Here is a 25929-nt window from a genome sequence, read left to right on the forward strand (position 1 = left end):
TGAAACCCGCGCGAAAGTGCGGGCGAGGACGTGGCCTCTGAAGGATGTGCGGCATATGGTAGCAGGGTTGCGATCTTGTTCGCAAGCCGTCCGGAACCGGTCAGTCCATGCCGCCGAAAACCTCCTTGCCGTCGATCCAGGTCCGCAGCACCTGCGCTTGGCCGTCGATCACCGCCAGATTGGCGCGAAGCCCCGGCGCAATGGTGCCCATCGTCCCGTCCAGCCCGACAAATTGCGCCGGATTCCGGGTCGCGAGCCCGATCGCATCGCCAAGCGGGAGGCCGAGGAGCGCGGCGGCATTGCGGACCGCCGACGCCATCTCGAGATCGGCGCCCGCCAGCGTCCCGTCGGCGCGCCGGCATACGCCGCCCGATGCCCATATGGTCTCGCCGTTGAGTTCGAAATCCTTCCGGTCATGGCCGACCGGCGGCATGGCGTCCGAAACCAGCAGGAAGCGGTCGAGCCCGCCTTTCGCCCTGATCGCGAGGCGGAGCGCGACCGGGTCGACGTGAAAGCCGTCGACGATGATCCCGCACCAGCAGTCCGCATTCGCCAGCGCGGCCCCGACCACGCCCGGTTCGCGGGGCGTTATCTGCGACATCGCGTTGAACAAATGGGTCACGCCGCTGACGCCGGCGGTAAAGGCGTTTTCCATCTGGGCAAAGGTCGCGTCGGTATGGCCGGCAGCGACGATGACGCCGCGCTGGCCGAGCTGGCCGATCCGCCTTTCGTCGGTCACCTCGGGCGCCAGCGTCACCAGCGTCTTGCCGGTGCTGAGCCCGGTAATCGCATCGAAGCCTTCGTCGTCGAGTGTCCGGATCGCGTTGGGATCATGCGTTCCCTTGCGTTCGATATTGAGGAACGGCCCCTCGATATGGATGCCGGCGATCCCGGGAACGCCCGCCGCGATGGCGGCATCCACCGCCTGCACGGCTTCCCGAATTTTCGGGGTGCTGTCGCTGATCAGCGTCGGCAGCAAGGCGGTCGTTCCGAAACGATGATGCGCCGCCGCGATCGTGCGCAGCGTTTCGACCGACGGATCGTCGTTGAACAGCGCGCCGCCGCCGCCATTGACCTGGACGTCGATGAACCCCGGCACCAGCGTCGCGCCCGCCAGGTCGACGGTATCGATCGCGGCATCGAGGTCGGCGACCGCGACGATCGCTTCGATCCGCCCGTCGGCGACGACGACGGCGCGCCCGCCCTGCATCCGGCCGTCAACGAATATGGGCCCGTTCGAAATGGCGAAGCGCATCAGACCGTTTCCGTCACTTTGCGCAGCAGTGGCGGCCGGTCGGGATCGTGACCGCGCAAGATAGCGAGCGCGTTGATCGCGCCATAGAAGGACTGGATTTGCAGGATCGGCTGGAGCGAAGCCGGCGCGTCCAGAATGGGCAGGCCGACCGCATCCTCCGCGACCGGCTCCGCGACCGGCCCCGCGACGATCAGCCTTGCGCCGATGGCCCGCAATTCTCCGATCAGGTCGTCCACGCCCGCCGCCGATTCATCGTCCTGCCGGAAAATGAGCATCGGCAGCCCGGTCGCGGCGAGCGCCATCGGGCCGTGGCGAACCTCCGCGGTACTGAACGCCTCGGCATGGATGCCGCAGGTTTCCTTGAATTTCAGCGCCGCTTCCTGTGCGATCGCCAGCCCGGGACCGCGGCCGAGCACGAACAGGCCGCGGCTGTCCCGCAGCGCCGTCGTCAGCGGCGACCAGTCGAGCCGCCAAGCGGCGCGCAGCCATTCGGGCAGTCGCGCGAGAGCGGGCCCGATCGCGCCGTCATTCGCCTCGAGCGCCGCGACGATACGGGCGATCGCCGCCAGCGAGGCGATATAGCTCTTCGTCGCCGCGACGCTGTTTTCTGGCCCGGCGCACAGGGGGAGGGTCCAGTCGGCGGCCTTCGACAACGGTGTGGCGGAAGCATTGACCAGCGCCAGCGTCCGCGCGCCCTGCTGCGACGCGCGCTGCACCGCTTCGATCAGGTCGGGGCTCTTGCCCGATTGCGAGATGGCGAGGAACAGGCTGCCGCCGAGTTTCAACGGCGCCTGATAGATCGAGCTGACCGATGGCGCGGCCGAGGCCGTCACCCAGCCCAATTGCCGTTCGAACGCATATTTGGCGAAGGTCGCCGCATGATCCGAACTGCCGCGCGCGCAGGTGACGACCATCGACGGCGGGTCGGCGGCAAGCGATGACAGGATTTCGGCCATGACCGCCCCGCCGCAGGCGAATTGCCGTTCGACGGCATCGCCCGCGCTCGCGGCTTCCTGAAACATCAAGGTGCGTTCGGCAGCGACCATCGCCATCATGCCTCCACCAGTTCGGCGATGAAGTCGTAGGCGTCGCCGCGATAGAGGCTTTCGGTCGTCTCGACGATCCGGCCGTCGGCCAGAAAGCCGCGGCGCTCGATCATCAGCCCCGGGGCGCCCGGTTCGATGTCCATGATGGCGGCCGCTTCGGCGTCGATCAAAATCGCGCGCAGCTTTTGCAACGCGCGCACCGGACGATGGCCGGTCTTGTCGAGCGCCGCGTAAAGCGAATCGACCACCGCATCGGCATCGGTCAGCGCGTAGCTGGCGATCGTCGACCGTTCGATCGCCATCGAAATACCATCGGCGCAGCGCAGGCGCGCGAACCGGAACACCCGCGAACCGGGACTGAGACCGAGCGACAGCGATTCATCGGGCGTGACGAAGCTTTCGGTCTTGTCCAGCCAGCGGCTCGACGGAACCCGGCCGCGCGAGATCATGTCCTCGGAGAAGGAACTGAGCTTGGCGAACTGCTTCTCGACGCGGTCGACGACAAATGTCCCCGCGCCGTGCCGCCGGACCAGCAGCCCTTCGTTCACCAGTTCGTCGACCGCGCGGCGTACCGTGACGCGCGACACGTCATAGCGTTTGGCGAGCGTCCGTTCGGGCGGAATCGCGCCGCCGGGGGCAAAATCGCGATTGGCGATGCTGGCGCGCAACGCGCCGCTGAGCTGCTGGTAGCGCAGCCCCGTCGACTCGATGCCGCCCGGGGTGGATTCGTTGCCTGCAATGGCCATGGAACACTTACCTCGTCCTGCTTTATATACCAATTCAACACCAATTTTAAATCGAGCGCAAGAATAATTCACGGATATCTGCAAAAAACTTCATAACCTTCGCCAAAATTCAACCTCATGGATTTTTCGGTTGATATTGGTATTTTCTCTATGTTACCAAATTAGGACCAAGGAGAGAAAAGGGGAACCTGCATGTTCGGATCGAAGCCGCTATTGGCCACCGCAAGTGCCATTGCCTATATCGCCAGCCTGTCGCCCGCCGCCGCCCAGGACGCTGCCGTCGGCGAGGAAATCGTCGTCACCGGCTATCGCGGGTCGGTCGCCCAGTCGATCGAGGCCAAGCGCGACCTGTCGGTCATCGCCGACGTCGTCACCGCCGAGGACATCGGCAAATTCCCCGACAAGAATGTCGCCGAAGCGCTGCAGCGCGTCCCCGGCATCGTCGTCAACCGCGAATTCGGCGAGGGCGAACGCGTCTCGCTGCGCGGCACCGCCCCCAATCTCACCAAGACGTTGCTCAACGGCCATAGCGTCGCGACCGCCGACTGGTTCATCCTCGACCAGGTCGCATCGACGCGCAGCTTCAACTACCTCACCCTGCCCGCTGAAATCGTCGGCCGGCTCGAAGTCTATAAAAGCCCGCAGGCCGACGTCGAAGAAGGCGGGGTCGGCGGCACGATCAACGTCATGACGCGCAACCCGCTCGACCTCGACCCGTTCACCGTCTCGGCCTCGCTACAGGGCGCCTATTCGGACCTTTCGGGCAAGCTCGACCCCCAGGTTTCGGGACTGGTAAGCTGGAAGAATGCCGACGAGACCTTCGGCATCCTGGTCGGCGCCATCTATCAGAAGCGCCGGACCCGACGCGACGGGCTGGAGATTTTCGGCTATCGCTCCTTCCCCGTCGGCGGCGGGCAGGACGCGCTCGTCCCGACGCTGATCGGTTCGACGATGTTCAAGCAGGAGCGCGAACGCTATGGCGCCAATATCGGCATCCAGTTCCGTCCGTCGGACCAGCTGGAAATCAATGTCACCGGCCTGTATTCGCGCTTCAACGCCGACAATTTCAACCAGAACTACATCGCCTGGGGCGAACAGGCGCTGGGCGGCGGCGGCACGATCACCAATGCGGTGATCAAGGACGGGGTCGCGGTCTCGGGTGACATCGCGTCGGCGAACGGCGGCACGACGGGTTTCGGCGTCGTCTATGACGCGATCGACCGCCAGGCGGTCGCCAAGACCGTCTCGGCCGATTTCGACCTCACCTATCGCCCCACCGACACGCTGTCGGTGCATTTCAAGGCCGGCTGGACCAAGGCAAACGGCGACACGAGCAACGAGAATTTCATGGAATTCGCGGGACCCGGCTCGTTCAGCTACGACCTCAGCAGCGGGATCCCCGAAGTCAGCTTCGGCAACCCCGACCCGCTCAATCCCGCCGGCATTCGCCCCGACTTCGGGCGCATCCAGTCGGTCACCAACGACGATGAGGAGAAATATTTCTACCTCGACATCGAAAAGCAGGTCGAATGGGGGCCGGTCACGGCGTTGAAATTCGGAGTCAAATATACCGACCACGACCGTGTCGCCGAACGCTATGCCACCAATGGCGGCGTGTTCACCCCCGGGCTGCGCTGCAACGGCGTCCCCTGCACCGCAGCCGATTTCGCGACCGGTGGCGGCATGCCCGGCGACTTTCTCGACAATATCGCCGCGCCCGGCACGCTGACCGACTATTGGCGCGTCGATCCCGCCAAGCTGCGTGCGATTTACGGTGCCCAGACGGCGCCCGGGACCGACCAGTTCCTCGTCCCCGGCGACAGCTATGCGATCAACGAAAAAACCTATGGCGGCTATGGGCTTGCGAAGTTCGGCGGCGAAGGCTGGCGCGGCAATGTCGGCGTCCGGGTCGTCCGCACCGACCAGCGAACCGACGGCTTCATCATCGGCGGCGCCGACCCCGAATTCACCAATCCATTCGGCGGCTTCAGCCCGGTGACGGCGAAGCGATCCTATACCGATGTCCTGCCCAGCGCGAACCTGTCGGTCGACCTGTCGGAGAAAGTCGTGCTGCGCTTCGCCGCTGGCAAGACGGTGGCGCGCCCCGATTTCACCGCCATCAACCCCGGCGTCAATCTCAACGGCACATTGCTGACCGGCAGCGGCGGCGATCCGAACCTTGCCCCCTATCGCGCCAACCAATATGATCTGTCGGTCGAATGGTATCCCGACCGCGAGACGATCGTCGCGCTGGCGCTATTCTACAAGGATATCCAGTCGTACATCGTCAACACGACCTCGACCGAGATCCTGCCCGGCGTGTTCGTGCCCGGATCGGAGCCCGCGGGCTGCGTCCCGGCGGCGGGCAGCAATCCGGACCTGTTCGATTGCCCCTATCAGATCAACCGCCGCAGCAATGGCGCCGGCGGACGCAACCAGGGCTTTGAAATCCAGGCTTCGCGGCCGCTCTGGGGCGGTTTCGGCGCGGTGGTCAACTATACCTATTCGGATGCCCAGGCGAGCAACGGCGATCCGATCCCGGGCAATTCGAAGCACTCGCTCAACCTGACCGGCTATTATGAAAACGACCTCGTCAGCGCGCGGCTGTCGTATAACTACCGGTCGAAATTCTTCATCGACATCGACCGGTCGGCACCGCTCAACCAAGCCGCGCTGTCGTCGCTCGACGCCTCGATCAGCGTCAACCTGACCGACAATATCGCGCTCACCGCCGATGCGGTGAACCTGACCAACGAGTCGATCGAGCAATATTCGGGAACGCGGACCCGCCCGCGGGCCATTTACGACAACGGCCGCCAGTTCTACTTCGGGGTGCGGGCCAAATTCTGACGACCCGGTCCCGGTGACGAAATCGGGCCAGCCCATCCGATCGGTGGGCTGGCCTGACCGTCATCAATGAGAACCGCGGCGTCCAAACACCAAAATAACATTGGGGAGAGCAATGGTAATCGTCCGGTTTCTTTCATGCGCTCTTTCCTGTCTGTTTGTTCTGCCGGGCATCGGCGCGGCCCAAACCGCAGCGGTTGCCGCCCCGGCCGACAACCATCAAGCCCTGGCCATCTTCCCGGCGCCGCAGCAGGTTGAACCGCATAGCGGAAAGCTCGACCTGACAGCGGGTATCGCCATGGTTCAGCCAACCGGCGACGCGGGCGCGGGCGAGGTTGCCCGGATGCTCCGCCAATGGGCGCCCGATCACTTCCTGTTTGCGAGCAAAGCGCCACAGGCAGCAGCTCGCCTGCAATTCCGGCGCGTGCCGGGCATGGCGCCCGAATCCTACCGGTTGGACATTTCGCCCGGCGGGGCACGCATCACCGCCAGCGACGATGCCGGGCTGCGTTATGGCGGCGTCAGCTTTTGGCAACTGGTGACGGCGTCCCCCGGTCGCGTCATCCCCGCGCAGAGCATCAGCGACGGCCCGGCGTTTCGCTGGCGCGGGGCGATGCTCGACAGCGCGCGCCATTTTCAGTCGCCGCAATATATTCGCAGCTTCATCGACTGGATGGCCGCGAACAAGCTGAACCGCTTTCACTGGCATCTCGTCGACGATCAGGGCTGGCGTATCGAGATCAGGGCCTTTCCGAAACTGACCGAAGTCGGCGCCGGACGGCGCCCCGCCACCGCGCCGGGCGCCCCGCCGCTTCCCGAATATCGCGGTTTCTATTCGCAGGCCGAACTGCGCGATATCGTCGCCTATGCCGCCGATCGCGGCATCGAGGTGATCCCCGAAATCGACGTCCCCGGCCATGCGCTCAGCGCCATTCGCGCCTATCCCGAATGGGGGACGGGCGTCGCCATACCCCCCGGGACCGAAGCCCATTGGGGCGTCTTTCCCTGGCTGTACAACAGCGACGAGACGACGCTCGCGGCGCTCGAAACCATCCTTGGCGAAGTCATCGCCATCTTCCCCGCCCGCTATGTCCACATCGGCGGCGACGAAGCGGTGAAGGACCAATGGCAGGCCTCGCCCGCGGCGCAGGCGCGGATCCGGCAGCTTGGGCTGAAGGACGAAACCGCGCTGCAAGGCTGGTTCATGGGGCGGCTGGCGCGTTATCTGGAGGCGCGCGGCCGCACCGCGATCGGCTGGGACGAAATATTGGAAGGTGATGCCCCGCAATCGGTGACCATCATGTCGTGGCGCGGCGTCGGCGGTGCGATCGAGGCGGCGAAAAAGGGGCATGATGCGATATTGAGCCCGGCGCCGCAGCTCTATCTGAACCACGTCCAGGCGCTGAATCGCGGCGATCCGCCGGGGCGCGGCGAGGTGATTTCGCTGGCCTCCGTCCTCGCCTTCGAGCCGCATCCAGCCGAGCTCTCGGCGGCTGAGCGGGAGCATATATTGGGCGTGCAGGCCAATATCTGGACCGAGCATATCCGGATCGAAGAGCGCGCCTCCTTCCTTGCCTATCCGCGGCTGTCGGCGCTGGCCCAGGTCGGCTGGACGGGGCATGGCAGCAAGGATTATACAGGCTTCCTGCGACGGCTGATGCCGCAGCTCGACCGCCTGCACGCGCTGGGGCTCCAGCCATCGGCCAGCGCATGGACGCCCGCAATCGCCGTCGAACCGGCCGCGACCGGGGGCGGCGCCAAAATCACGCTGTCGGTGCAAGGCGGCCTGCCGATGCAATATTCGCTGAGCGGTGCGCCGCCCCTGCCCTATAGCGCGCCTTTCACCGTACCGGGGTCGGCCGAGGTCAAGGCGTGGGCGACGCTCGATGGCGGCAGACTTGGCAGCGGTGCCACGCGCCGCATCATGCCGGGCGCGTTGCAGCGGCGCGACAGCCGGGCGCTGAAAACCTGCCATGCGAAAGTCGATCTGGCGCTCGAGGATGATTTCCCTGCCAGCGGGCCGCGTGCGACTTTCCTGATCGACATCCTCGACCCGTGCTGGATCTATCAGGGCGCCATGCTCGACGGGGTGACGCGGATCGACATGGCCGTCGGGCAAATTCCCTTCAATTTCCAGGTCGGCAAGGATCGCGACACGATCAAATTCCGCCGTCCGAAAACGCCTGCCGGCGAGTTCGAGGTGCGGCTGGACGATTGCGACGGGCCGGTGATCGCCACCCTGCCTCTCGCGCCAGCGGCGCGTAATCCGGGCGTTACGCGGCTGACCGCCCCCATCGTTCCGACAAAGGGACGCCACGACCTCTGCCTGACCTATACCGCCGCCGGACCCGATCCGCTGTGGGCGATCGACGAGGTCAATCTGTTGCCGCAGGAGCAAAAGTGACCATCCTTATCCATGCTCCGCTGGCCGGTATGGCCTTCGCCATCGACCAAGTTCCCGATCCGGTATTTGCGCAGAAAATGATCGGCGACGGCGTGGCGATCGAGCCGTTATCCGACCGGGTGGTCGCCCCGTTCCACGGCAAGGTGCTCGCCGTCGCCCCGACCGGCCATTCGATCACGCTCCAGGCGGAGGACGGGATCGAGTTGCTGATCCATGTCGGCATCGACACCGTCGCGCTGGGCGGCCGTGGCTTTACGCCGCTGGTATCGCCGGGCGACACGATTGCGACGGGAGACGCGTTGATCGCGCTCGACCTCGATCATATCGCTGCGTCGGCGCCCAGCCTGATGACCCCGATCGTCATGACCACATCCGGCGCCACGATCCGCGTCAGGACCGGGAGCGGACCGATTTCGGCCGGCGATCCGCTGTTCGAAGTCGAATATTTGGCAGAGCAAGGCGCCCGGGATGACGCCGCCGCGCCGTCGACCGCCCATGTCCTCGCAATCTTGCCCGAAGGCCATGGCATCCACGCCCGCCCCGCGGCACGGATTTCCGCGCTCGCCCGCGGATTTGACGGACAGGTCCGGATCAGTTGCCGCGATCGCCAGGCGGATGCCAAAAGCGTCACCGCATTGCTGACGCTGGGCGCGGTGGCCGGCGACCAGCTCGACATCCGCGTCGCCGGGACCGATCCGCGCGCCTTTGCGATCAAGCTCGCCGACGTCATTGCCGAACGCGAGGTTGATGACGGCAACCGCCCTGCCGCACCGCTGGCGCAAACCGAGATGGCGAAAACACCGCCAGGACCCGGCCATATCCGCGCGGTCCGCGCCGCGCCCGGCCTTGCCATCGGCCCGGTTTTCCATGCCGGTGAGGCCGATATCGCCATCACCGTCGAAACGGGCGACCCCGGCGAAGAGCGGCAGCGGCTCGCCCAAGCCAAGGACCGGTTGACGCGCCGGCTTGCCGCGCAGGCCGCGGATAGCTCGGCGGGCGATGCCGCCGCCGCCATCGCCGGCGCGCATATCGCGCTGCTCGACGACGTCGCACTCCATGACAAGGTCGCCGGGCTGATCTCCGGCGGCGTCGCCGCACCGCTCGCCTGGCGGCAGATATCACGGCAGGAGGAAGATGCCCTGCGCACGACCGGCGTCGCAAGGCTGGCCGAGCGCGCGATCGATCTTCGCGACATCGAACGCCAACTGGTGGCCGAACTCGTCGGCACTGCGCCGCAAACCGGAGCCGCTGGCTTCCCCAAGGGCGCGATCATCGTCGCGACCGACCTGCCCCCATCCTTTCTGCTCGACCCCGACAATCGCGATATCGGGGGCATCCTCCTCGGCGCGGGAGGGGCGACCTCGCACCTTGCCATTTTGGCGGCCGCCCGCGCGATCCCGATGCTCGTCGCGGCGGGCGCGGAGGCAGTGACGCTGGCGGAGGGTGCGACGATCATCCTCGACGCCGATCGGCATCTGGTCGAGACCGCGCCCGATGCCGCCCGGATCGCCGCGGTCCACGCCGATCTGGCCGAACGCGGCACGCAGAGCGCCACCGCCCTTTCGCGCGCCGGGCAGGACTGCGTGACGGCCGACGGCCGGCGGATCGAAATCTTCGCCAATCTCGCGTCGGCGGATGATGCGCGGCGCGCCGTTGCGATGGGCGCCGAAGGGTGCGGCCTGCTGCGCACCGAGTTCATCTTCGCCGAATGCGACACGCCGCCGACCGAAGATTGGCAAGCCCGGGTCTATGCCGATATCGCGGCGGCGCTGGACGGCCGGCCGCTGATCATCCGCACCCTCGATGCAGGCGGCGACAAGCCGCTGCGCTGCCTGCCCTTCGAGCCAGAGGACAATCCGGCGCTGGGGATGCGCGGCATCCGCTTTGCGATGCAGCGGCCCGATATATTGCGGACGCAGTTGCGTGCGATGGTGCGCGGGGTTCCGGCGGACCGGTTGCGCATCATGCTGCCGATGGTGGTCGAGCCCGGCGAGTTGCGCGACGTCCGCGCCCTGCTCGACGATATCCGGCGCGATCTGGGCATCGACGCACCGGTCCAGCTCGGCGCGATGATCGAAACGCCCGCCGCTGCGATGCTCGCCGACGTCATCGCCGCCGAGGCCGATTTCCTGTCGATCGGCAGCAACGATCTCGCCCAATATGCCCTCGCGATGGATCGCGGCAATCCGGGCCTGTCCGCCCGCGTCGATGCCCTCCATCCTGCCGTGCTGCGCCTGATTGCGGCGGCCGCCAAGGGAGCGCAAAGCCATGGCCGCTGGTTCGGCATTTGCGGCGGCGTCGCGTCCGATCCCGACGCGGCGGCGTTGCTGATCGGCCTCGGCTGCCAGGAATTGTCGAGCGTCGCGGGCCCGATCCCGCATATCAAGGAACGCGTGCGCACGCTCGACATGGCGAGATGCCGGGACCTCGCGCGCCGCGCCTGCGCGCTGGACAGCGCGGCGGCGGTGCGCAGCCTGATCGAGGAGGAAAGACGATGAGCGTGCTGGGGATCATCCAGAACCGCCTTCAGCCGATCGGCCGCGCGCTGATGCTGCCCATCGCGGTGCTGCCGGTGGCGGGCCTGCTGCTGCGCCTCGGCCAGCCCGACCTCCTCGATCTCGCCTTCGTCGCCAGCGCGGGATCGGCGATCTTCGCCAATATCGGCCTGTTGTTCGCGATCGGCGTCGGCGTCGGCCTGTCGAAGGAAAATAACGGATCGGCAGGGCTTGCCGGCGCGGTCGCCTATCTCGTCCTCTCCGAGGGCGCGCGCGCCTTGATGGCGGTGCCGCCCGGTGCCGTGCCCGCGGCGATCACCGATCCGGCTATCCGGGACACGCTGATCGCGGCGTGGAAAAGCAAGGAACTCGCCAAACTCAGTGTCCCCGCAGGCATCGTGTCGGGGCTTGGTGCCGGCTATCTCTACAATCGGTTTCACACGATCCGCCTGCCCGAATATCTCGCTTTCTTTGGCGGCCGGCGGTTCGTGCCGATCGCCGCGGGCTTTTTCGGCCTGCTGGCGGCCCCGCTGTTCGGTTTCGGCTTTCCGATGATCGAGAGCGCGATCGACGGCCTCAGCCAATGGGTGCTCGGCGCCGGCTCCTTCGGGCTGTTCCTCTATGGGCTGCTCAACCGGCTGCTCATCGTCACCGGGCTGCACCATATCCTCAACAATCTCGCCTGGTTCGTGCTCGGCGATTTCCATGGCGCATCGGGCGACCTCAACCGCTTTTTCGCGGGCGATCCGACCGCCGGCACCTTCATGAGCGGCTTTTTCCCGGTCATGATGTTCGGGCTGCCCGCCGCCTGCCTCGCCATGTATCGCGCCGCGCGCCCCGAACGGCGTCCGGCGGTGCTCGGGATGATGTCGTCGATGGCGCTGACCAGCTTCCTGACCGGCGTCACCGAACCGATCGAATTCAGCTTCATGTTCGTGGCCCCGCTGCTCTACGCGCTGCACGCCATATTGACCGGCGTATCGATGGTGGTGATGGACCTGATCGGTGCCAAGCTCGGCTTTGGCTTTTCGGCGGGGCTGTTCGACTATCTGCTGAATTACCGGCTGGCGACGCATCCGCTGTGGCTGCTGCCCGTCGGGGCGGTTTATTTCGGCATTTATTACGCCAGCTTCAGCTTCGTCATCCGGCGTTTCAACATCATGACGCCGGGCCGCGAACCGGTCGATGTCGATGAGAAAGCCCACGCCGACGCCGCGACCGACCGGGCACAAGGCTTTATCGCGGCGCTCGGCGGTCCTGCCAATCTGCTGGCGATCGAGGCGTGCACGACCCGCCTCCGCCTGATCCTCGCCGACCGCACGCTCGCCGACGCAAGCCGCCTGACCGCTTTGGGATCGAAGGGCATGATCGCGGTCGGCGACCAAGGAGTGCAGGTGGTCGTAGGTCCCGAAGCGGACCTGATCGCGAGTGAAATGCGCGCCCGCATCGATGCCCCGTCGCGCGGCGCTGCGCCGATTTCCGAAGCGGCGCCATCCGAAACGCTGCCGCCCGATATCGCGGCGAAATTGGGCGGCATGGCCAATATCGCCTCGGCGCGGCGCGTCGGCCGGCGCTGGATCATCGCGCTCGGCAATTGGCGGGATCAATATGCGGCGCCGCTGGACGACGATTGGCCGCGCCGCTGGACCCGAACCGGTACGGGCGCCATCCACCTCATCCCGGGCTGACCGCGCGCGGTCTCGTCACGGCGGATCGTGCGCTACCGGTCTCCCGCCCAGATCGGCGGGACGTGCCGGTGCCATTCGATCGCGCGCTCGATCTGATAGGCGAGCGCAAGCAGCAGCGCTTCGCCGCCGGGACGGGTCGTGAACTGGATACCGACGGGCAGCCCGTTGTCGCTGAATCCCATGGGCAGGCTGATTGCCGGCGTGCCGGCGAAATTGTCGATCCAGCAATAGCCGGCATAGTCGATCAGCGGATCCTTTTGATCACCCCATGAAACGTCGGGCCCGAACACCCCGATACGCGGAATTTCGGTGCTGAGCGTCGGCGTCATCCAGATGTCGACCTGTTCCAGCCGGTCGAGGTAGGCGGCGACAACGCCTTCCATCGACGCCCAGGCGGCGGCGTAACGCTCTTCGCTGACCGCCTCCCCTGCCGCGACCAACGTCACCGAACGGTGTTCGAGGTCTGCGGCTTTGACTTCGATCCCGATCGCCTGCGACAACATGCCGAGGCGACGGCAGAACATGCCCTCGGTGATCGTGCCGAGCAGATCCATCGCGGCCGGGCCTGCGAACGGAAGGTCGGCATCGGACACGCGGTGACCAAGCCGGTCGAGCAAGGCGACCGCCTCGCCGAAAACGCGCTGGACGCTCGCGTCGGGCAGTTCGCCCGTTCGCATGACACGGCTATAGGCGTGGATGCGCAGGCGATGATCGACGGGCGACGTGACCAGCGCGATCGGCGGCAGGCAGTCCGGGTCGCGCGTCTGGGTTGCTGCGAGCCAGGCCGCGGTATCGCGCACGGTGCGGCTGACGCAGCCGTTGACCGTCAGGTCGGCGATCGAACGAAACGCCTCTTCGCCGGCATTGCGCCCTCGCGAGGGCTTCAGGCCGACGAGACCGCAGGGCGCGGCACCGTGCCGGATCGACCCAAGCCCGTCGCTGGCATGCGCGACCGGGACGACGCCCGCCGCGACCGCCGCCGCGCCGCCGCCCGACGAGCCGCCGGGCGTATAGTCGAGGTTCCAGGGATTGCGGGTCGGGCCGAGCAATGGCGATTCGGTGACCGCATTGAGCCCCAGTTCGGGCATCGACGAGCGCGCGATCGAGATCAGCCCGGCGTCGGCGATGGCGCGTGCATAAGGCGCGTCGGCGGGCGGGATGAAATCGCGGAGCGCGGCCGAACCGAAGCTGGCCGGCACGCCCTTTTCGGGAAGCATATCCTTGATCAGCGTCGGGATACCGGCAAGCGGGCCCGATCGCGGATCGGCAGCTTGCGTCCGTGCGCGTTCGAATGTCTGCCAAGCGATGAAGTTGAGCTGCGGATTGACCGCCTCGGCGCGCCCGATCGCCTCGTCGATCAGCGCGGACGATGTGACGCGCCCCGACGCGAGCGCGTCGCGCATGTCGACCATGTCCAGGGGGGCCGAACCAGCCGGGCGGGTCGTCGTCATGGGAATTCCTTTGCGGGTTGGGGCCGGATCGCCCGGAGCGTAGCGGCATAAGGGCGCGGCGCGAGCGCCATCAGCACCGCCGAGACGATAAGCGACGGCAGGCTGACGATCGTGATCGCCTGCAACATCCCGCGCGGGCTCTCGATCAGGCCCGAGATCGCGCCGACCGCCAGCGGAGAGGCGGCCAGCGCCAGCGCGTTGACGATGCCGAGGAGCGCCAGAACGCGCGAACGCAGATGCGGCGGCGCCAGATTTTGCAGCACGCCCGGCATCAGCGAGGAGGCCGCGATGCCCAGCGCCCCCTGGACCGCTGCGACGCAATAGGTCTGGAATGCCGAGGTCGTGAACGGCAGGAACGCGGCAGGAAGCGGCGTCAATGCGACGAAAATCGCCGCGACCTTGATGGGATCGAAATCGGCATCGGCGCGGCGCAGCCGAAGCGCCAGCGGCGCCAGCACCACCCCGGCGAGCGTCGCAATCGTGATCGCGGTGCCGAGTCCGACGCCGACGGTCGTCGGGTCGATCCCGAACGCGCGCGGCAAGGCCAATGGAAACCACATGACCCCCGACGTCATCGCAACCGCCATCGCGAAAATCGAACCCAGGATGCAGACGAGCGTCCGCCAGTGCGCGCGCGCATAGGGGACGAAATCATTCGATGCGGGATCATCGATGTCGGGCAATGCCCCGGGGGCCGCCGCATGATGGCCAAGCGGCATGGTGAGGACGAGCAGGAAAAAGAGCGGGCCCGGAATGGCGATCGCCATCATCGCAAGGCGCCAGCTCTCATAATCGGCAAGCCAGCCCGGGAAAGTCGCATGCGCGCCCGCGAGCCACTGCAGCATCGCGCCGCCCAGCGCCATGCCGAGCCCCGCACCGAGCAGCGAGCCGCCATAGAAAATGAAGTTCGCGGTGTTCCGCTGCTTCTCGGAAAACAGATCGGGGATCAGCGCAAAGACGATCGGTGCGAGCCCGGCCTCGCCGATCGCGATACCGATCGTCGCCGCGAACAGACCCCAGAAGCCGCTCTGGAAAGCGAAGAGCGCGGTCGCGAGCGACCAGCAGGCGACGCCGAGTGCGAGAATGAGGCGGCGGCCGTACCGGTCCGCAAGCCACCCCATCGGATAGCTTGCCACGCTGGCGAACACCGCCATGCCCAGCCCCTGGAGCATGCCAAGCTGCAGGTCGGTAAAGCCCAGCGACGTCTGCAGCGACGGAGCGATCAGGCTCAACATCTGGCGAACGACGAAGGCAAAGAGCGTCGTCATCAAGAGCACGCCGAGGCCATACCACGCCCAGCGGGCACGGCTCTGCGGCGGTCCCTCTGCCATCGCGGGGTCACCGAAACCCCCGGCGTTGCCTGTGTCGCTGTTCATTGCCGGCTCTCCATATCGGGCCGTGTTTACGGTTCCGTCCGCTTATATTAAACCGGTTGACTTTATTGTAAAGAGGGTAGATGCCGAGGGGCAACAACGAGAGTCGGCCCCTCGATCGACTCAGACCGGAGAAGATCAATGCCATTTTCGGTTCGCGCGTCGCTCGAGCAATTCACCCTTCCCCATCCTTCGGGCGCCGGCCGGTTGACGATCAGCGTTGCGGCGCCGGCGGTCCCCGCGCCCGAGAGCGGCGTTCCCATTCTCTATGTGGTCGACGGCGACCTGCTCTTCGGCATGGCGGCTGAAATCGCCCGCGCCGTATCCAGCGTCGCGGCCTTCCCGCCGCATTATGTCGTCGGCATCGGCTATGACGCCGCTTACGCCGATGTCCTGAAACTGCGCACCGCCGACCTCGCCCCGCCGATCGGCGCCGAGGCGCTCGCCAGTCTCGGCGGGCTCGGTGCGGCGATCGGCGGCGCGCAGAGCGGCGGGGCCGACGCGTTCCTGAGCTTTTTGACCGACGACCTGCGCCGCGAGATCGGGGCGCGCTACCCGCAGACGGCAACCGGCCCGCAGATTTTGTTCGGCCATTCGCTCGGCGGACTGTTCGCGGCGCGCGCGCTGCTGACCCGCCCCGACAGCTTCTCCGCGTTCATTGCGAGCAGCCCTTCGCTCTGGTGGAACAACTTCTCGATCCTGGGCGATTTGCCGGCCTTCAAGGAACGGCTCGCCGCGCTGCCGCGGCAACCGCGGGTGTTCATCGACGTCGGCGCCCGCGAACAGGAACTGCCCGCCAGCGTCCCCGACGGCATCGGCGTGACGGTCGCGGAAGCGCAGGCGCAAATCCGCGCCGCGCGGATGGTCGACGCGGCGCGCGAATTCGCGGCGGCGCTGCACGAAGCCGGCACGGCCGACGTGCGCCATGTGGCGTTCGCCGAGGACGACCATGTTTCGGCCGCGCCCGCGGCCATTCTTCACGGCATGCGCTTCGCGCTCGGCCGCGAACGCTGAAACCGGAAAACATAAAACGGACAAGGGGACTGAAAATGCGACATCTCACCAAGGCCCTTGGCGGCACCGCGCTGGCTCTTGCCCTCGCCGTGCCGGCTATCGCGTCGGCGCAGGATGGCGATACCGGCATCGCCGACGAAATCGTCGTGACCGCGCAAAAACGGTCGCAGACGCTGATCGACGTGCCGCAATCGGTGTCGGTCGTATCGGGCGCCACGCTCGAACGGCAGGGCGCGACCGGTTTCGCCGACTATCTGAAGAATGTCCCGAGCCTGCAACTCGTCCAGGGCACGCCCGGCCAGGGACGGCTCGTGCTGCGCGGTATCAACACCGGCGGGGTCGCATCGACCGTCGCGGTCTATGTCGACGAAACGCCATTCGGTTCGAGCACCGCGCTCGCCAATGCGTCCGAACTCGCCGGTGATTTCGACTCGTTCGACGTCGCGCGGATCGAGGTGCTGCGCGGACCGCAGGGGACGCTCTATGGCGCCAGCTCGCTTGGCGGCCTGTTGAAGTTCGTCACCAACGAGCCTTCGACCGCCGGGTTCGAAGCGAAACTGCTTGGCGGGGTCGAATTCACCGACGGCGGCGACGCCTCCTATCGCGGCGCGGCGATGATCAACGTACCGCTCGGCGAGACATTGGCCTTTCGCGCATCGGGTTCGTACCGCAAGCAAGGCGGCACTATCGATTCGATCGGCACCGCCGGATCGAACGTCCGCAGCAACATCAACGATTTCGAAAATTACGGCGGCCGCGCCTCGCTGCTCTGGAAACCCGGCGCGAATTTGAGCGTGCGGCTGAGCGCGCTGTTCCAGAATCTCTATGTCGATGCGCCCGGCGTCGTCGAGGCGGACCCGGCGACGCTGAAACCGCTTTATGGCGGCCTGACGCAATCGGAATATCTGCCGACCTTCAGCAATGTGAAATACCGCCTCTACAACGGCACGATCGCATATGATTTCGGCCCGGCGACATTGACCTCGGCGACGAGTTACGGCGAGCAGCTCCAGTCGTTCCGCGCCGATTATACGGCCAATCTGAGCCCGGTGCTCGGCACTTATGTCTATTTCGACCAGCTTACCGAAAGCCGCAAATTGACGCAGGAGCTGCGGCTGGCATCGAACGGCGGCGATTTTCTCGAATGGATGATCGGCGGCTATTACACGCACGAGAAGGCGCGCATCTTCCAGAATCTCCAGACCGCGGTGCCCGGGACGCCCGGCGTGCTGACGCCGATCGACCTTCCGTATGACCTCGCGGTGTTCAACCTCGCTTCGCGCTACAAGGAGATCGCGGCTTTCGCCAATGCGACGCTGCATCTCGCGCCCTGGTTCGACATCGATCTGGGCGGCCGCTACAGCCACAACAGCCAGCGCGCCGATCAGGTCACCGACGGCGTCCTGCTGGGTGCCGCGGTGATCGACGACGTCCGCTCGTCCGACAATGTCTTCACCTGGTCGGTCGCCCCGAAGATCAAGTTCGGCGGGCAAGCGTCGCTCTATGCCCGCGTCGCCAAGGGCTATCGTCCCGGCGGCCCCAATGTCATCCCCATCGGCTCGCCCCCCGGCACGCCGCGGACCTTCGAACCCGATACGGTCACCAGCTATGAAATCGGGTTCAAGGGCGACACTGCCGACCGGACCGCGTCGATCGAGGCCGCGCTCTATCATATCGACTGGACGAACATCCAGCTCGCCGCTGTCGTCAATGGTTTCGGGGTCAACGTCAACGGCGCGAGCGCCAGGGTCGACGGCGCCGAAATCGCCGCGACGCTGCGCCCGGCGAAGGGTTTCACGACCTCGATCGGCTTCACCTTCACCGACGCGCGGCTCGGCGGCGATACCGATCCGTTGGCGGTCGGCGCGGTCAAGGGCGATCGCCTGCCCTTCACCCCCAGATACAATGTCAACTTCAACGCCGACTATCAGTGGGAATTGGGATCCGGCGTCACCGCCTCGATCGGCGGTTCGATCCGCTCGCTTTCGCGCCAGAGCGGCGGTTTCGATCCCGCGTACCTCGCCGCCTTTGGGCACTTCCCCCGCGTGAAGGCCTATGAAGTGATCGACCTGCGCGCCGGGATCGACTTCGGGCGCTATATGCTGAGCGCTTATGCCAATAATCTGACGAACAGCGGCGGCGTGACCTCGACGCAGGCGCTGCTCGGTGTTGCGGGGTTGCCGCGCAACGTCAATGGCGCGCTGGGAACGGGCGTCGTCCGGCCGCGGACCATCGGCGTCAACGCGACGGTGGAATTCTGATGCGGCCGGCCTATCCTTCGGGCAAGAGCGACCGCAGATGAGCAAGACATGACGACCGCCACCGCGACCAAACCCCGCCGCACCCAGGCCGACCGCAGCGCCGCGACCCGCGCCAAGGTGCTCGCCGCGGCGCGCGACGTGCTCTGCGCGCAAGGCTATTCGGGCGCGACGATGCACGCGATCCGCGATGCGGCGGGCATGAGCCTCGGCGCCATTCAGCACCAGTTCCCGTCGAAGGCCAAGCTGATGGCCGCGGTCGCCGCCGAATTCGCTGCCTATCGTACGCAGATCTATACCGGCGCCATCCGCCGCGGCACCACGCCCCGCCAGTCGATGGAAAATCTGATCGACGCCAATTATCAGATGGTCAGCCGCCCCGAAATGGCGGCGGTGCTGGAGATTCACCTCGCCCGGCGCAACGACCCCGATCTCGACCAGGAAGTCGGGCCGAGCGCGCGGCGCTTCGACCGGCGGGTTCGTTTGTGGGGCCATATGATCCTGCGCGCGGCGGGCATCGACAATGATCAGGCCTATCAGACGCTGCAATTGCTCAACAACGCCGTCACGCGCGGCCTGACGGTCGAATTTATCCGCAATCCGGACATGGCTTTGATCGAGCGATCCGTCGCGATCTGGAAAGCCCATATGCTCGAACTGGTTTTCGGTCCCTGACGATGGGTTCCCGGGGCCTGAATAAGCGGCACGTCGACCTGGCATCATTCATGCCCGCGCTGACCGGAAAACAGATGTCGCCGCCGCATTCGCCGCAGTGGCCGGCCGCGAATATTCGGATCAGCGGCTGATCGAGGCGGCCAAGAGCGCAAAATGAACAAATTTGCCAGCCTGGCAGGAGCAGTAGGACTCGAATATTTCAAGTATCTATTTTATTAGCTTTAAAACTCAAAAACCGTCCATCTATCAACAAAATCACCACCGGTTACCTGGGCTGTAGCGGGCCTTATCGGGACGATCTGTTCCATTTTCGATCAAACGACCATAGATACGGCGAAACGTTTTCAGATTGCTCCGCCGACAACCTTCCCTCCCCTGAAATCTTCAAGACAATTGGGTCACAGGCGCGCGCCCACCTGACCGGCCACGAGGGCTTCACGTCGGACGAAGAAGGCGCAAGATTGCTGATCGAATATGCGTTGCTCGGCCCCGATGCGGTTTCGGGCCGTTTTGTCGAAGCGGGCGGCGAGACGCCCTGATAATATTTCGCGAACCCGCACGATGCCAGGCGCCGCTATTCGGTGTGCCGGGATGTCGGAGCTTATCCCGGCACAGCCCTGCAGCGCAGTCCTCGTCGATGCGGACATTGGCGCCGGCCTCCGCCGCTACGAAAGCCGCGTCAGGCCTGGCTGCAGACCCTGCAAAAATTTCTACCGCTGCAGCTGCCGGTGGATGCGCCCGTCCACCATCACAAAAACGACCGCTTCGGGCGCTTCCATCACCGCAATGTCCTCAAGGGGGTCGCCGTCAACCGCGATTATGTCGGCGAGGGCCCTTTGGCGATACAGCCAAGCTCACCCGACTTACCGAGAATCGGCGCGTTCACCGATGTGGCAGAACGGAGAACATCGATCGGTGTCTCGAGTCCCTTGCGCAACCCGAACTCGGTAAGTTCGTTGCCATGCGTCTTGCCGAACAAATCGGTGCCGAAACCGATCGGAATTCCGGACCGGCGAAGCAGCCGGACGCTGTCGGCCGCGCAGCTGGCAACTTTTTCAAGCTTCTCCATATTCTCCTCGCCCAGCCCCGCCTGCCGGCCTTTGGCAAGGAAAGCGCCGAGGATCGCAAGCGTCGGCACAGCGTAGGCCCTATTCTCGACCATGGTCGGCGAGCCGGCGCGTGTTGACGATGCGGCATCCCCTATAGCTGTCGCGGTTGCCACGGAGGATTTCGACCGCGCGGGCGGCTTCGTCGGGCTCGACGATGATCGCTTCGCGGTCGCGTCCGAGCAGCGCTTCGGCGGCCTCGCGCCAATCATTTTCGACGATCTCGGCGACTTCGCAGAGCCTGCACGACTTCATCCGGGCTTCGCTGAGCTTACTCATGAGCGCGACCGTGCAAGGATCGAGCGTAATCTGCCCCTGCTCCGCGCGCGTTCGGCGCTCGGTCACCTCGGCGATTTCGGCGCGGAGCTTCCCGGCTTCGGTAATCGCGGTGTCCCGGCGGTCGCGAAGCTTCTGGATATTGCGACGCGAGGCGTCGCGCGCTGCATCGATGAGCCGTTCCATCGCGTCGGGGTCACGCGGTCACGCTACGCGAGCGAGACGCCTTTTTCGACTCAGGTGGCGGCTGGTCGGCGGGGAGCTAGTGGAGCAGCGGCGGGAGAATTGGACGTAAAGTCGGGCTCGATCGCATCAAGAGGATCCCGACGTCCTCATCCAACCAAGCCGCGGATTGCAGCGCCTCAGCTATCAGGGGAACCGAGCGCGATCCTGTGCGTCTAACGTCCCGACAGCGCCACGCCAGGGAGGGCTGGACGCCGCCGGGACTACCGGCCTGCTACTGGGGCATCAGCGGCAGGCGGCTTCAGCGCATATAGCCTCCGCACTGAGGCTCGCAATCTCGACAAAGCAGTCTCGACGGGTAAACTTTTCGTGACCGTTCGTGGATTTTTGCGATGACGGATTACGAGCGATTGTGGGCCGTGCGCTTCTAATATCTCGTCACTCCTGCAAACCCGAGCCACCAACGGTGACGGATTTCCGGCTGACAGCGGCCCGTCCGCTCTTAGGCTCGGTTCCACGGAAAGCAGCGGTGGCGATAGAAAGCTTCAGCTCGCAAGTTCAACGGTCGGCCGGACCCCAAGATGGTGCAAAAGGGCCATCCGAAGTTCGGATATGCGGTGTATGCGAAGCCCGGGCTCGTTCGGCAATTCGGTGGAGACGTCCGCAACGATCACGCCTTCGTCCAGGACGATGACACGGTCTGCGAGTTCGATGGCTTCATCCACATCATGCGTGACCAGCAGCACGGCCGGATTATGGACTGCGGACAGTCGTTTGACCAGTTCGTGCATCTTGATCCGCGTCAGTGCATCGAGCGCCCCGAAGGGTTCGTCCGCGAGCAGCAACGCGGGTTCGCGCACCAGTGATCGCGCGAGCGCCACGCGCTGCTGCTCCCCGCCTGACAGCTCGAAGGGCCACGACAGTTCGCGCCCAGCAAGACCGACTTCCTCCAGCGCCCGGCGCCCGCGCGCCGCGGCCTGTAGGCCATCGAGGCCGAGGATCACATTGTCGAGCACCCCCTTCCAGGGAAGTAGTCGGGCATCCTGAAAGACGACGGACAATCGTTCCGGAACCTCGATTTCCCCGCTCCCGCGCGCTTCATGATCAAGATCGGCGAGCGCACGAAGCAAGGTGCTCTTGCCCGAACCGCTTTTTCCCAAGAGCGCGACGAATTCGCCTTGATGGATATCGAGGTCGATGCCGTTCAGCACGCCCTTCTGCGTAAAGCGCCGAACCAGATTTCGAACACGGACAACAAGAGCGCTCATCACAGGTTCCTCACGGATGGACCTGCACATGCCAGTCCTACAATCTCTACCAATCTGATAGGAAATTATAGAGAGTCAAGCGGAACGCGACCGCGGGAGACAAATTGCTGTTCGTGGGATAACGGAAAATTGCGTGCAGGGCGCCTAGCCCATCACTTCTTCACCAACCGCAGCACCGTCTCGGCGCCGGTCGTCGCGCAGCGCGTCGGCCAGCGTGCGATTGTCTAGGATGCCGGTTACGGCGTCGCGCACCTCCGAAAAAAGGCTTCGAAGCTGACATGCATGTTCGTCGGGGCAATCCTCGCAACGCTGATAGAAATTGCGACTGACGCATGGCAGCAAGGCGATCGGCCCGTCGGTGATGCGCATGACTTCGGCGAAAGTTATGAGGTCGGCGGGGCGGCCGAGCGCATAACCACCCACCGCGCCGCGGGTGCTTCGCACCAGCCCGGCACGACGCAGGTCCGCCATGATCGCTTCCAGAAACTTGCGCGGAATCTGTTCTTCGGTGGATATCGCCGCTACTTGGCGAACGCCGCCATTTCGGGCGATGTTCAGAAGCGCCTTCAGGGCGTAACGGCTGCGTTGCGAAAGCATGCGAAAATCCCAATACGACCGCGCGCGACGCGTCAGTCATACTTAGTCTATAAGCATGATGTGAAATTCTGCAACGCCGGCCGGCAAGGTCACCTTGATGCTGCCCTCACCCGGACATCGCAAAGCCGAAGTTGCTGCCGCTGGCGAGCGGGCTGGGCACCCAGACCTGACCCGCATCGTCTCGCCACCCGTGCAGCCCCCCGCGCACGTTGAACACCCTTGTATAGCCAATATCGAGCAGGCTCGCCGTCGCTAAAGCCCCGCGGTGACCGCCGGCACAATAGACCACGAGCACCTCATCCTTGCTCGATACTGCATCGGTGATCAGATATTCCAGCCGCCCGCGGTTCATATGGATGGCACCGGCGAGCGGCGGGTTGCGTAACAATTCCATATCGTCGCGCACATCGATCAGAAGCGCGCCTTCGGCGATCATGACGCGCGCCTCCGCTGGCGAGATCTCGGTGATGCGCCCACGCGCTAACGCCGAGAGGCGATGAAGGTCACGATAGTCGGGCATGGCGCTACCCCCTGGAAAAATTGGCGGAGCTTGACCGAAACGGACGCGGTCGACCTGCCAGCGCGGGGCTCAGTCATAGACCGCCAGCGAATGGACGCGAGGCGCCATCGCCGATCGATCAAGCGATCTGCAATTTATCTACCATATTAGTCGACAATTGAAATGAGAATAGCTGTTGCGCCCAACAGATAGGGTTTCAGGACGAAGGGAGACCAGCCGCCGCACCCGCGGCCGCCCCCTTCCGTCCGATTCTCGCCGCCGGATCAGTCTTCGAGCGTGAAAAACCGTTCGCCGGCGATTTGGCGCGAGGTAAAACCATCCGGGCCGACCGGTACGCTGGTACCAACCGTGGTCCGGCGGACGATCCGCTCGTCGGTGAAATGTTCGCCGTCGATCGGCCCCCAGTGGCTGGTCGCGCGGTTGTCCCAGACCGCAAGCGCGTTCGGGGTCCAGCGGAAGCGGACCTGAAGGTCAAGACGCGCCGACAATTCCTCGGTCAGGAAAGTCAGCAGCGCATCGCTTTCCCGCTCGCTATAACCCTCGATATATTTGATGAAGCCGGGGCTGAGGAACAGCCCCTTCTTCCCGCTTTCCGGGTGTACGCGAACCAGCGGATGCACCGACAGATAGGGGCCTGTCGACCGACCATCGTCGCGCGGCGGCGGCGGAAAGCCCCGCAGCGCATCGTCGCGCCCATGCACGGCCCGGAGTCCGTCGAGCCGCTCGCGAAAGGCGGGCGAGAAACTCTCGTACAAGGCCTCGAGATTGACCCATGCGGTATCGCCGCCGAATTCCGGCGACTGGTGGTTGCGCAGGAAGGAGATATCACTGGGGTTGGTCACGAACGTGATGTCGGTATGCCAGCCGCGGCCCGGGCGGGGCCGATGAAAGGCGCGGTGATGCTGTTTTTCAACGTCGGAGAAGACGCTTTGGCGCGCGTCGATGCGGCTCTTCACATTCTCCATGATCTGAATGGGCCCGCCAGCGCGGCCGTTGGTGATCGGATGCGCCGGGGTAACTCCGCCGAAATATTGCGAAAAGCGGACATGATCCTCGTCGGTGATCGGCTGGTCACGAAAAAAGAGGACCTTATATTTCACCAGCTTGCGTCGTAGCTTGGCTATTGTTTCGGTGTCCAGCGGGCGCGTCAGATCGATGCCGGTCACCTCGGCGCCGATCACCGGCGTCACGCGATGGAAAGCGAGCCGCGATGCTTCATCGACGGCGGGCGGCTGCTTTGTCAGGACGGAAACGGACATGCATATTCCTTCGGCTGGGGGATGATGGACATGATTCAGGCCACGTTGCCGCGTGGTTCGCTGACCGCGGCGAGCACGGCTCCGTTCGCGGGCCGCGCGAGACCGAGATTTTCGCGCAAGGTCGCGCCTTCATACTCGGTCCGGAACAGGCCGCGTCGCTGTAATATGGGCACCACCTGATCGACGAAATCGCTGAGGCCGGTCGGCAGGATCGGCGGCATGATATTGAAGCCGTCGGCCGCGCCCCGCTCGAACCACCGCTGGATACCGTCGGCGACCTGTTCGGGCGTGCCGACGACGACGCGGTGGCCGCGACCAGTCGACATGGTGCGATAGAGCTGGCGGAGGGTCGGTCGCTCGCGTTCGAGATAATCCGTGACGAGTTTCAGCCGGCTCTGGTTGCCATTCGTGTGGACGGGAAGCGGCGGCGCGATATCGTCGAGTGAGTAGCCCGAGAGATCGACGCCCTCATAGCGGCGCTGCAGGATGTTCCAGGCCGTGGCCGGATGGATCAGCGACTGGAGATATTCATAATTGTCGTCGGCTTCCTTTTCGGTACCGCCCAGCACCGGGAAGATGCCGGGCATGATCAGCAACTGATCGGCCTCCCGTCCAAATTGGAGAAGACGCCGCTTCAGGTCGGCGTAAAAGGTCTGGGCATCCTCGATCGTCAGATTGGCAGTGAAGATGACTTCGGCGGTGCGCGCGGCGAGCGCCCGGCCGGACTCCGACGCGCCCGCCTGGACGATCACCGGATGGCCCTGAGGTGGGCGGCCGATGTTGAGGAGGCCGCGTACGTTGAAGTGAGCGCCGCGATGATCGACGGGATACAGCTTGTCGACGTCGAGGTAGATGCCGGACTCACGGTCACGCACGAAGACATCGTCCGCATGACTATCCCACAGTGCCCTGACGACCTCAAGAAACTCTTCGGCGCGCGCATAGCGGTCGCCATGCTCCATATGCGAATCGCGGCCGAAGTTGGCCGACACGTCGAAACCGGTAGTGACGACATTCCATGCCGCCCGACCACCGGAAATCCAGTCCAGCGAGGCGAATTTTCGCGCTAGGCTATAGGGGTCCTCATAGGTGGTCGATGCCGTCGCGACGAAACCCAGATGCGATGTCACCTGCGAGAGCGCCGCCCAGAGGGTCACGGGTTCGAACTTGGCGCTCTTGCCGTCGCGCGCTGCGGACTCGCGGTCCTCCTCGGCACCGCTGCCCGGGCTGTCGGCGACAAACACCAAGTCGAATTTGCCACGCTCGGCCGTCCGGGCAAGGTCGCGATAATGTCCGATATTGAGGCCGGCGTCCGCCTGCGCATCCGGGTGGCGCCAAGCGGCGATATGGTGACCTGTCGCCTGAATGAAGGCGCCCAGGCGAATCTGGCGAGTGCGGGTCATGATTGGCTCCTGCTACGGCAATGAACCAGAATGTTCATATCATACTAAATTAGTCAAGATTATAA

19 protein-coding genes are annotated in these 25929 nt (G+C 65.1%); 7 read left to right on the forward strand and 12 right to left on the reverse strand.

What is annotated here, in order from left to right; translation table 11 throughout:
• Positions 1–100: 100 nt before the first annotated feature.
• The 3 genes from nagA to FHR22_RS10055 are packed head-to-tail and all read right to left on the reverse strand — an operon-like array spanning position 101 to position 3047.
• Positions 101–1255, reverse strand: a complete 1155-nt coding sequence (gene nagA, locus FHR22_RS10045; protein WP_166941683.1) for an N-acetylglucosamine-6-phosphate deacetylase — start codon at positions 1253–1255, stop codon at positions 101–103.
• Positions 1255–2307 (reverse strand): SIS domain-containing protein, encoded by a 1053-nt coding sequence (locus FHR22_RS10050; protein WP_166942637.1) that lies wholly within the window; start codon positions 2305–2307, stop codon positions 1255–1257. The genes nagA and FHR22_RS10050 overlap by 1 nt, the downstream gene beginning before the upstream one ends.
• The gene (locus FHR22_RS10055) at positions 2307–3047 is read right to left on the reverse strand and encodes a GntR family transcriptional regulator (RefSeq protein ID WP_166941685.1); all 741 of its coding nucleotides are present in this window, start codon (positions 3045–3047) and stop codon (positions 2307–2309) included. The genes FHR22_RS10050 and FHR22_RS10055 overlap by 1 nt, the downstream gene beginning before the upstream one ends.
• Before the next feature lie 192 nt (positions 3048–3239).
• Between FHR22_RS10055 and FHR22_RS10060 the strand changes: the two genes are divergently transcribed.
• From FHR22_RS10060 to nagE, 4 genes are all read left to right on the forward strand, one after another.
• Positions 3240–5897: a TonB-dependent receptor gene (locus tag FHR22_RS10060; RefSeq protein ID WP_166941687.1), complete on the forward strand. Its 2658-nt coding sequence runs from the start codon at positions 3240–3242 to the stop codon at positions 5895–5897.
• A 112-nt stretch (positions 5898–6009) separates the two neighbouring features.
• Positions 6010–8298, forward strand: a complete 2289-nt coding sequence (locus FHR22_RS10065; RefSeq protein ID WP_166941689.1) for a family 20 glycosylhydrolase — start codon at positions 6010–6012, stop codon at positions 8296–8298.
• A complete protein-coding gene (ptsP, locus tag FHR22_RS10070) occupies positions 8295–10796 on the forward strand; it encodes a phosphoenolpyruvate--protein phosphotransferase (protein ID WP_341786596.1) in 2502 nt (833 codons plus the stop codon). The genes FHR22_RS10065 and ptsP overlap by 4 nt, the downstream gene beginning before the upstream one ends.
• A complete protein-coding gene (gene nagE, locus FHR22_RS10075; protein WP_166941691.1) occupies positions 10793–12481 on the forward strand; it encodes an N-acetylglucosamine-specific PTS transporter subunit IIBC in 1689 nt (562 codons plus the stop codon). The genes ptsP and nagE overlap by 4 nt, the downstream gene beginning before the upstream one ends.
• A 32-nt stretch (positions 12482–12513) precedes the next feature.
• On the opposite strand, the gene FHR22_RS10080 is transcribed toward nagE, so the two are convergent.
• Both FHR22_RS10080 and FHR22_RS10085 read right to left on the reverse strand, forming a co-directional pair.
• Entirely contained in the window at positions 12514–13932 is a 1419-nt protein-coding gene (locus FHR22_RS10080; RefSeq protein ID WP_166941693.1) for an amidase family protein, read from the reverse strand.
• On the reverse strand, positions 13929–15308 hold the full coding sequence (locus FHR22_RS10085; protein WP_166941695.1) for an MFS transporter: 1380 nt from the start codon (positions 15306–15308) through the stop codon (positions 13929–13931). The genes FHR22_RS10080 and FHR22_RS10085 overlap by 4 nt, the downstream gene beginning before the upstream one ends.
• 138 nt (positions 15309–15446) lie before the next feature.
• Between FHR22_RS10085 and FHR22_RS10090 the strand changes: the two genes are divergently transcribed.
• Genes FHR22_RS10090 through FHR22_RS10100 form a run of 3 tightly spaced genes read left to right on the forward strand, consistent with a single transcriptional unit; the run spans position 15447 to position 19252 of the window.
• Positions 15447–16319, forward strand: a complete 873-nt coding sequence (locus tag FHR22_RS10090; RefSeq protein ID WP_166941697.1) for an alpha/beta hydrolase — start codon at positions 15447–15449, stop codon at positions 16317–16319.
• 35 nt (positions 16320–16354) lie between these two features.
• Positions 16355–18580 (forward strand): TonB-dependent receptor, encoded by a 2226-nt coding sequence (locus tag FHR22_RS10095; RefSeq protein ID WP_166941699.1) that lies wholly within the window; start codon positions 16355–16357, stop codon positions 18578–18580.
• 48 nt (positions 18581–18628) lie between these two features.
• Entirely contained in the window at positions 18629–19252 is a 624-nt protein-coding gene (locus FHR22_RS10100; protein WP_166941702.1) for a TetR/AcrR family transcriptional regulator, read from the forward strand.
• Between the two features lie 817 nt (positions 19253–20069).
• On the opposite strand, the gene FHR22_RS10105 is transcribed toward FHR22_RS10100, so the two are convergent.
• The 7 genes from FHR22_RS10105 to FHR22_RS10135 all read right to left on the reverse strand — a co-directional run bounded on the left by FHR22_RS10105 (position 20070) and on the right by FHR22_RS10135 (position 25864).
• The gene (locus tag FHR22_RS10105; RefSeq protein ID WP_166941704.1) at positions 20070–20390 is read right to left on the reverse strand and encodes an amidohydrolase family protein; all 321 of its coding nucleotides are present in this window, start codon (positions 20388–20390) and stop codon (positions 20070–20072) included.
• Positions 20391–20400: 10 nt separating this feature from the next.
• The gene (locus FHR22_RS10110; protein WP_166941705.1) at positions 20401–20820 is read right to left on the reverse strand and encodes a hypothetical protein; all 420 of its coding nucleotides are present in this window, start codon (positions 20818–20820) and stop codon (positions 20401–20403) included.
• A gap of 542 nt (positions 20821–21362) precedes the next feature.
• Complete coding sequence (locus FHR22_RS10115; RefSeq protein ID WP_166941708.1) at positions 21363–22085, reverse strand: ABC transporter ATP-binding protein; 723 nt, start codon at positions 22083–22085, stop codon at positions 21363–21365.
• A gap of 144 nt (positions 22086–22229) precedes the next feature.
• Complete coding sequence (locus tag FHR22_RS10120) at positions 22230–22682, reverse strand: RrF2 family transcriptional regulator (RefSeq protein WP_166941710.1); 453 nt, start codon at positions 22680–22682, stop codon at positions 22230–22232.
• Between the two features lie 106 nt (positions 22683–22788).
• Entirely contained in the window at positions 22789–23202 is a 414-nt protein-coding gene (locus FHR22_RS10125) for a rhodanese-like domain-containing protein (protein ID WP_166941712.1), read from the reverse strand.
• Positions 23203–23465: 263 nt separating this feature from the next.
• Positions 23466–24461: a TauD/TfdA dioxygenase family protein gene (locus tag FHR22_RS10130; RefSeq protein ID WP_166941714.1), complete on the reverse strand. Its 996-nt coding sequence runs from the start codon at positions 24459–24461 to the stop codon at positions 23466–23468.
• A 35-nt stretch (positions 24462–24496) separates the two neighbouring features.
• Entirely contained in the window at positions 24497–25864 is a 1368-nt protein-coding gene (locus tag FHR22_RS10135; RefSeq protein ID WP_208417604.1) for an LLM class flavin-dependent oxidoreductase, read from the reverse strand.
• Positions 25865–25929 lie beyond the last annotated feature (65 nt).

Origin of the sequence: Sphingopyxis panaciterrae, from assembly GCF_011762125.1 — a bacterium.
Classification (GTDB): domain Bacteria; phylum Pseudomonadota; class Alphaproteobacteria; order Sphingomonadales; family Sphingomonadaceae; genus Sphingopyxis; species Sphingopyxis panaciterrae.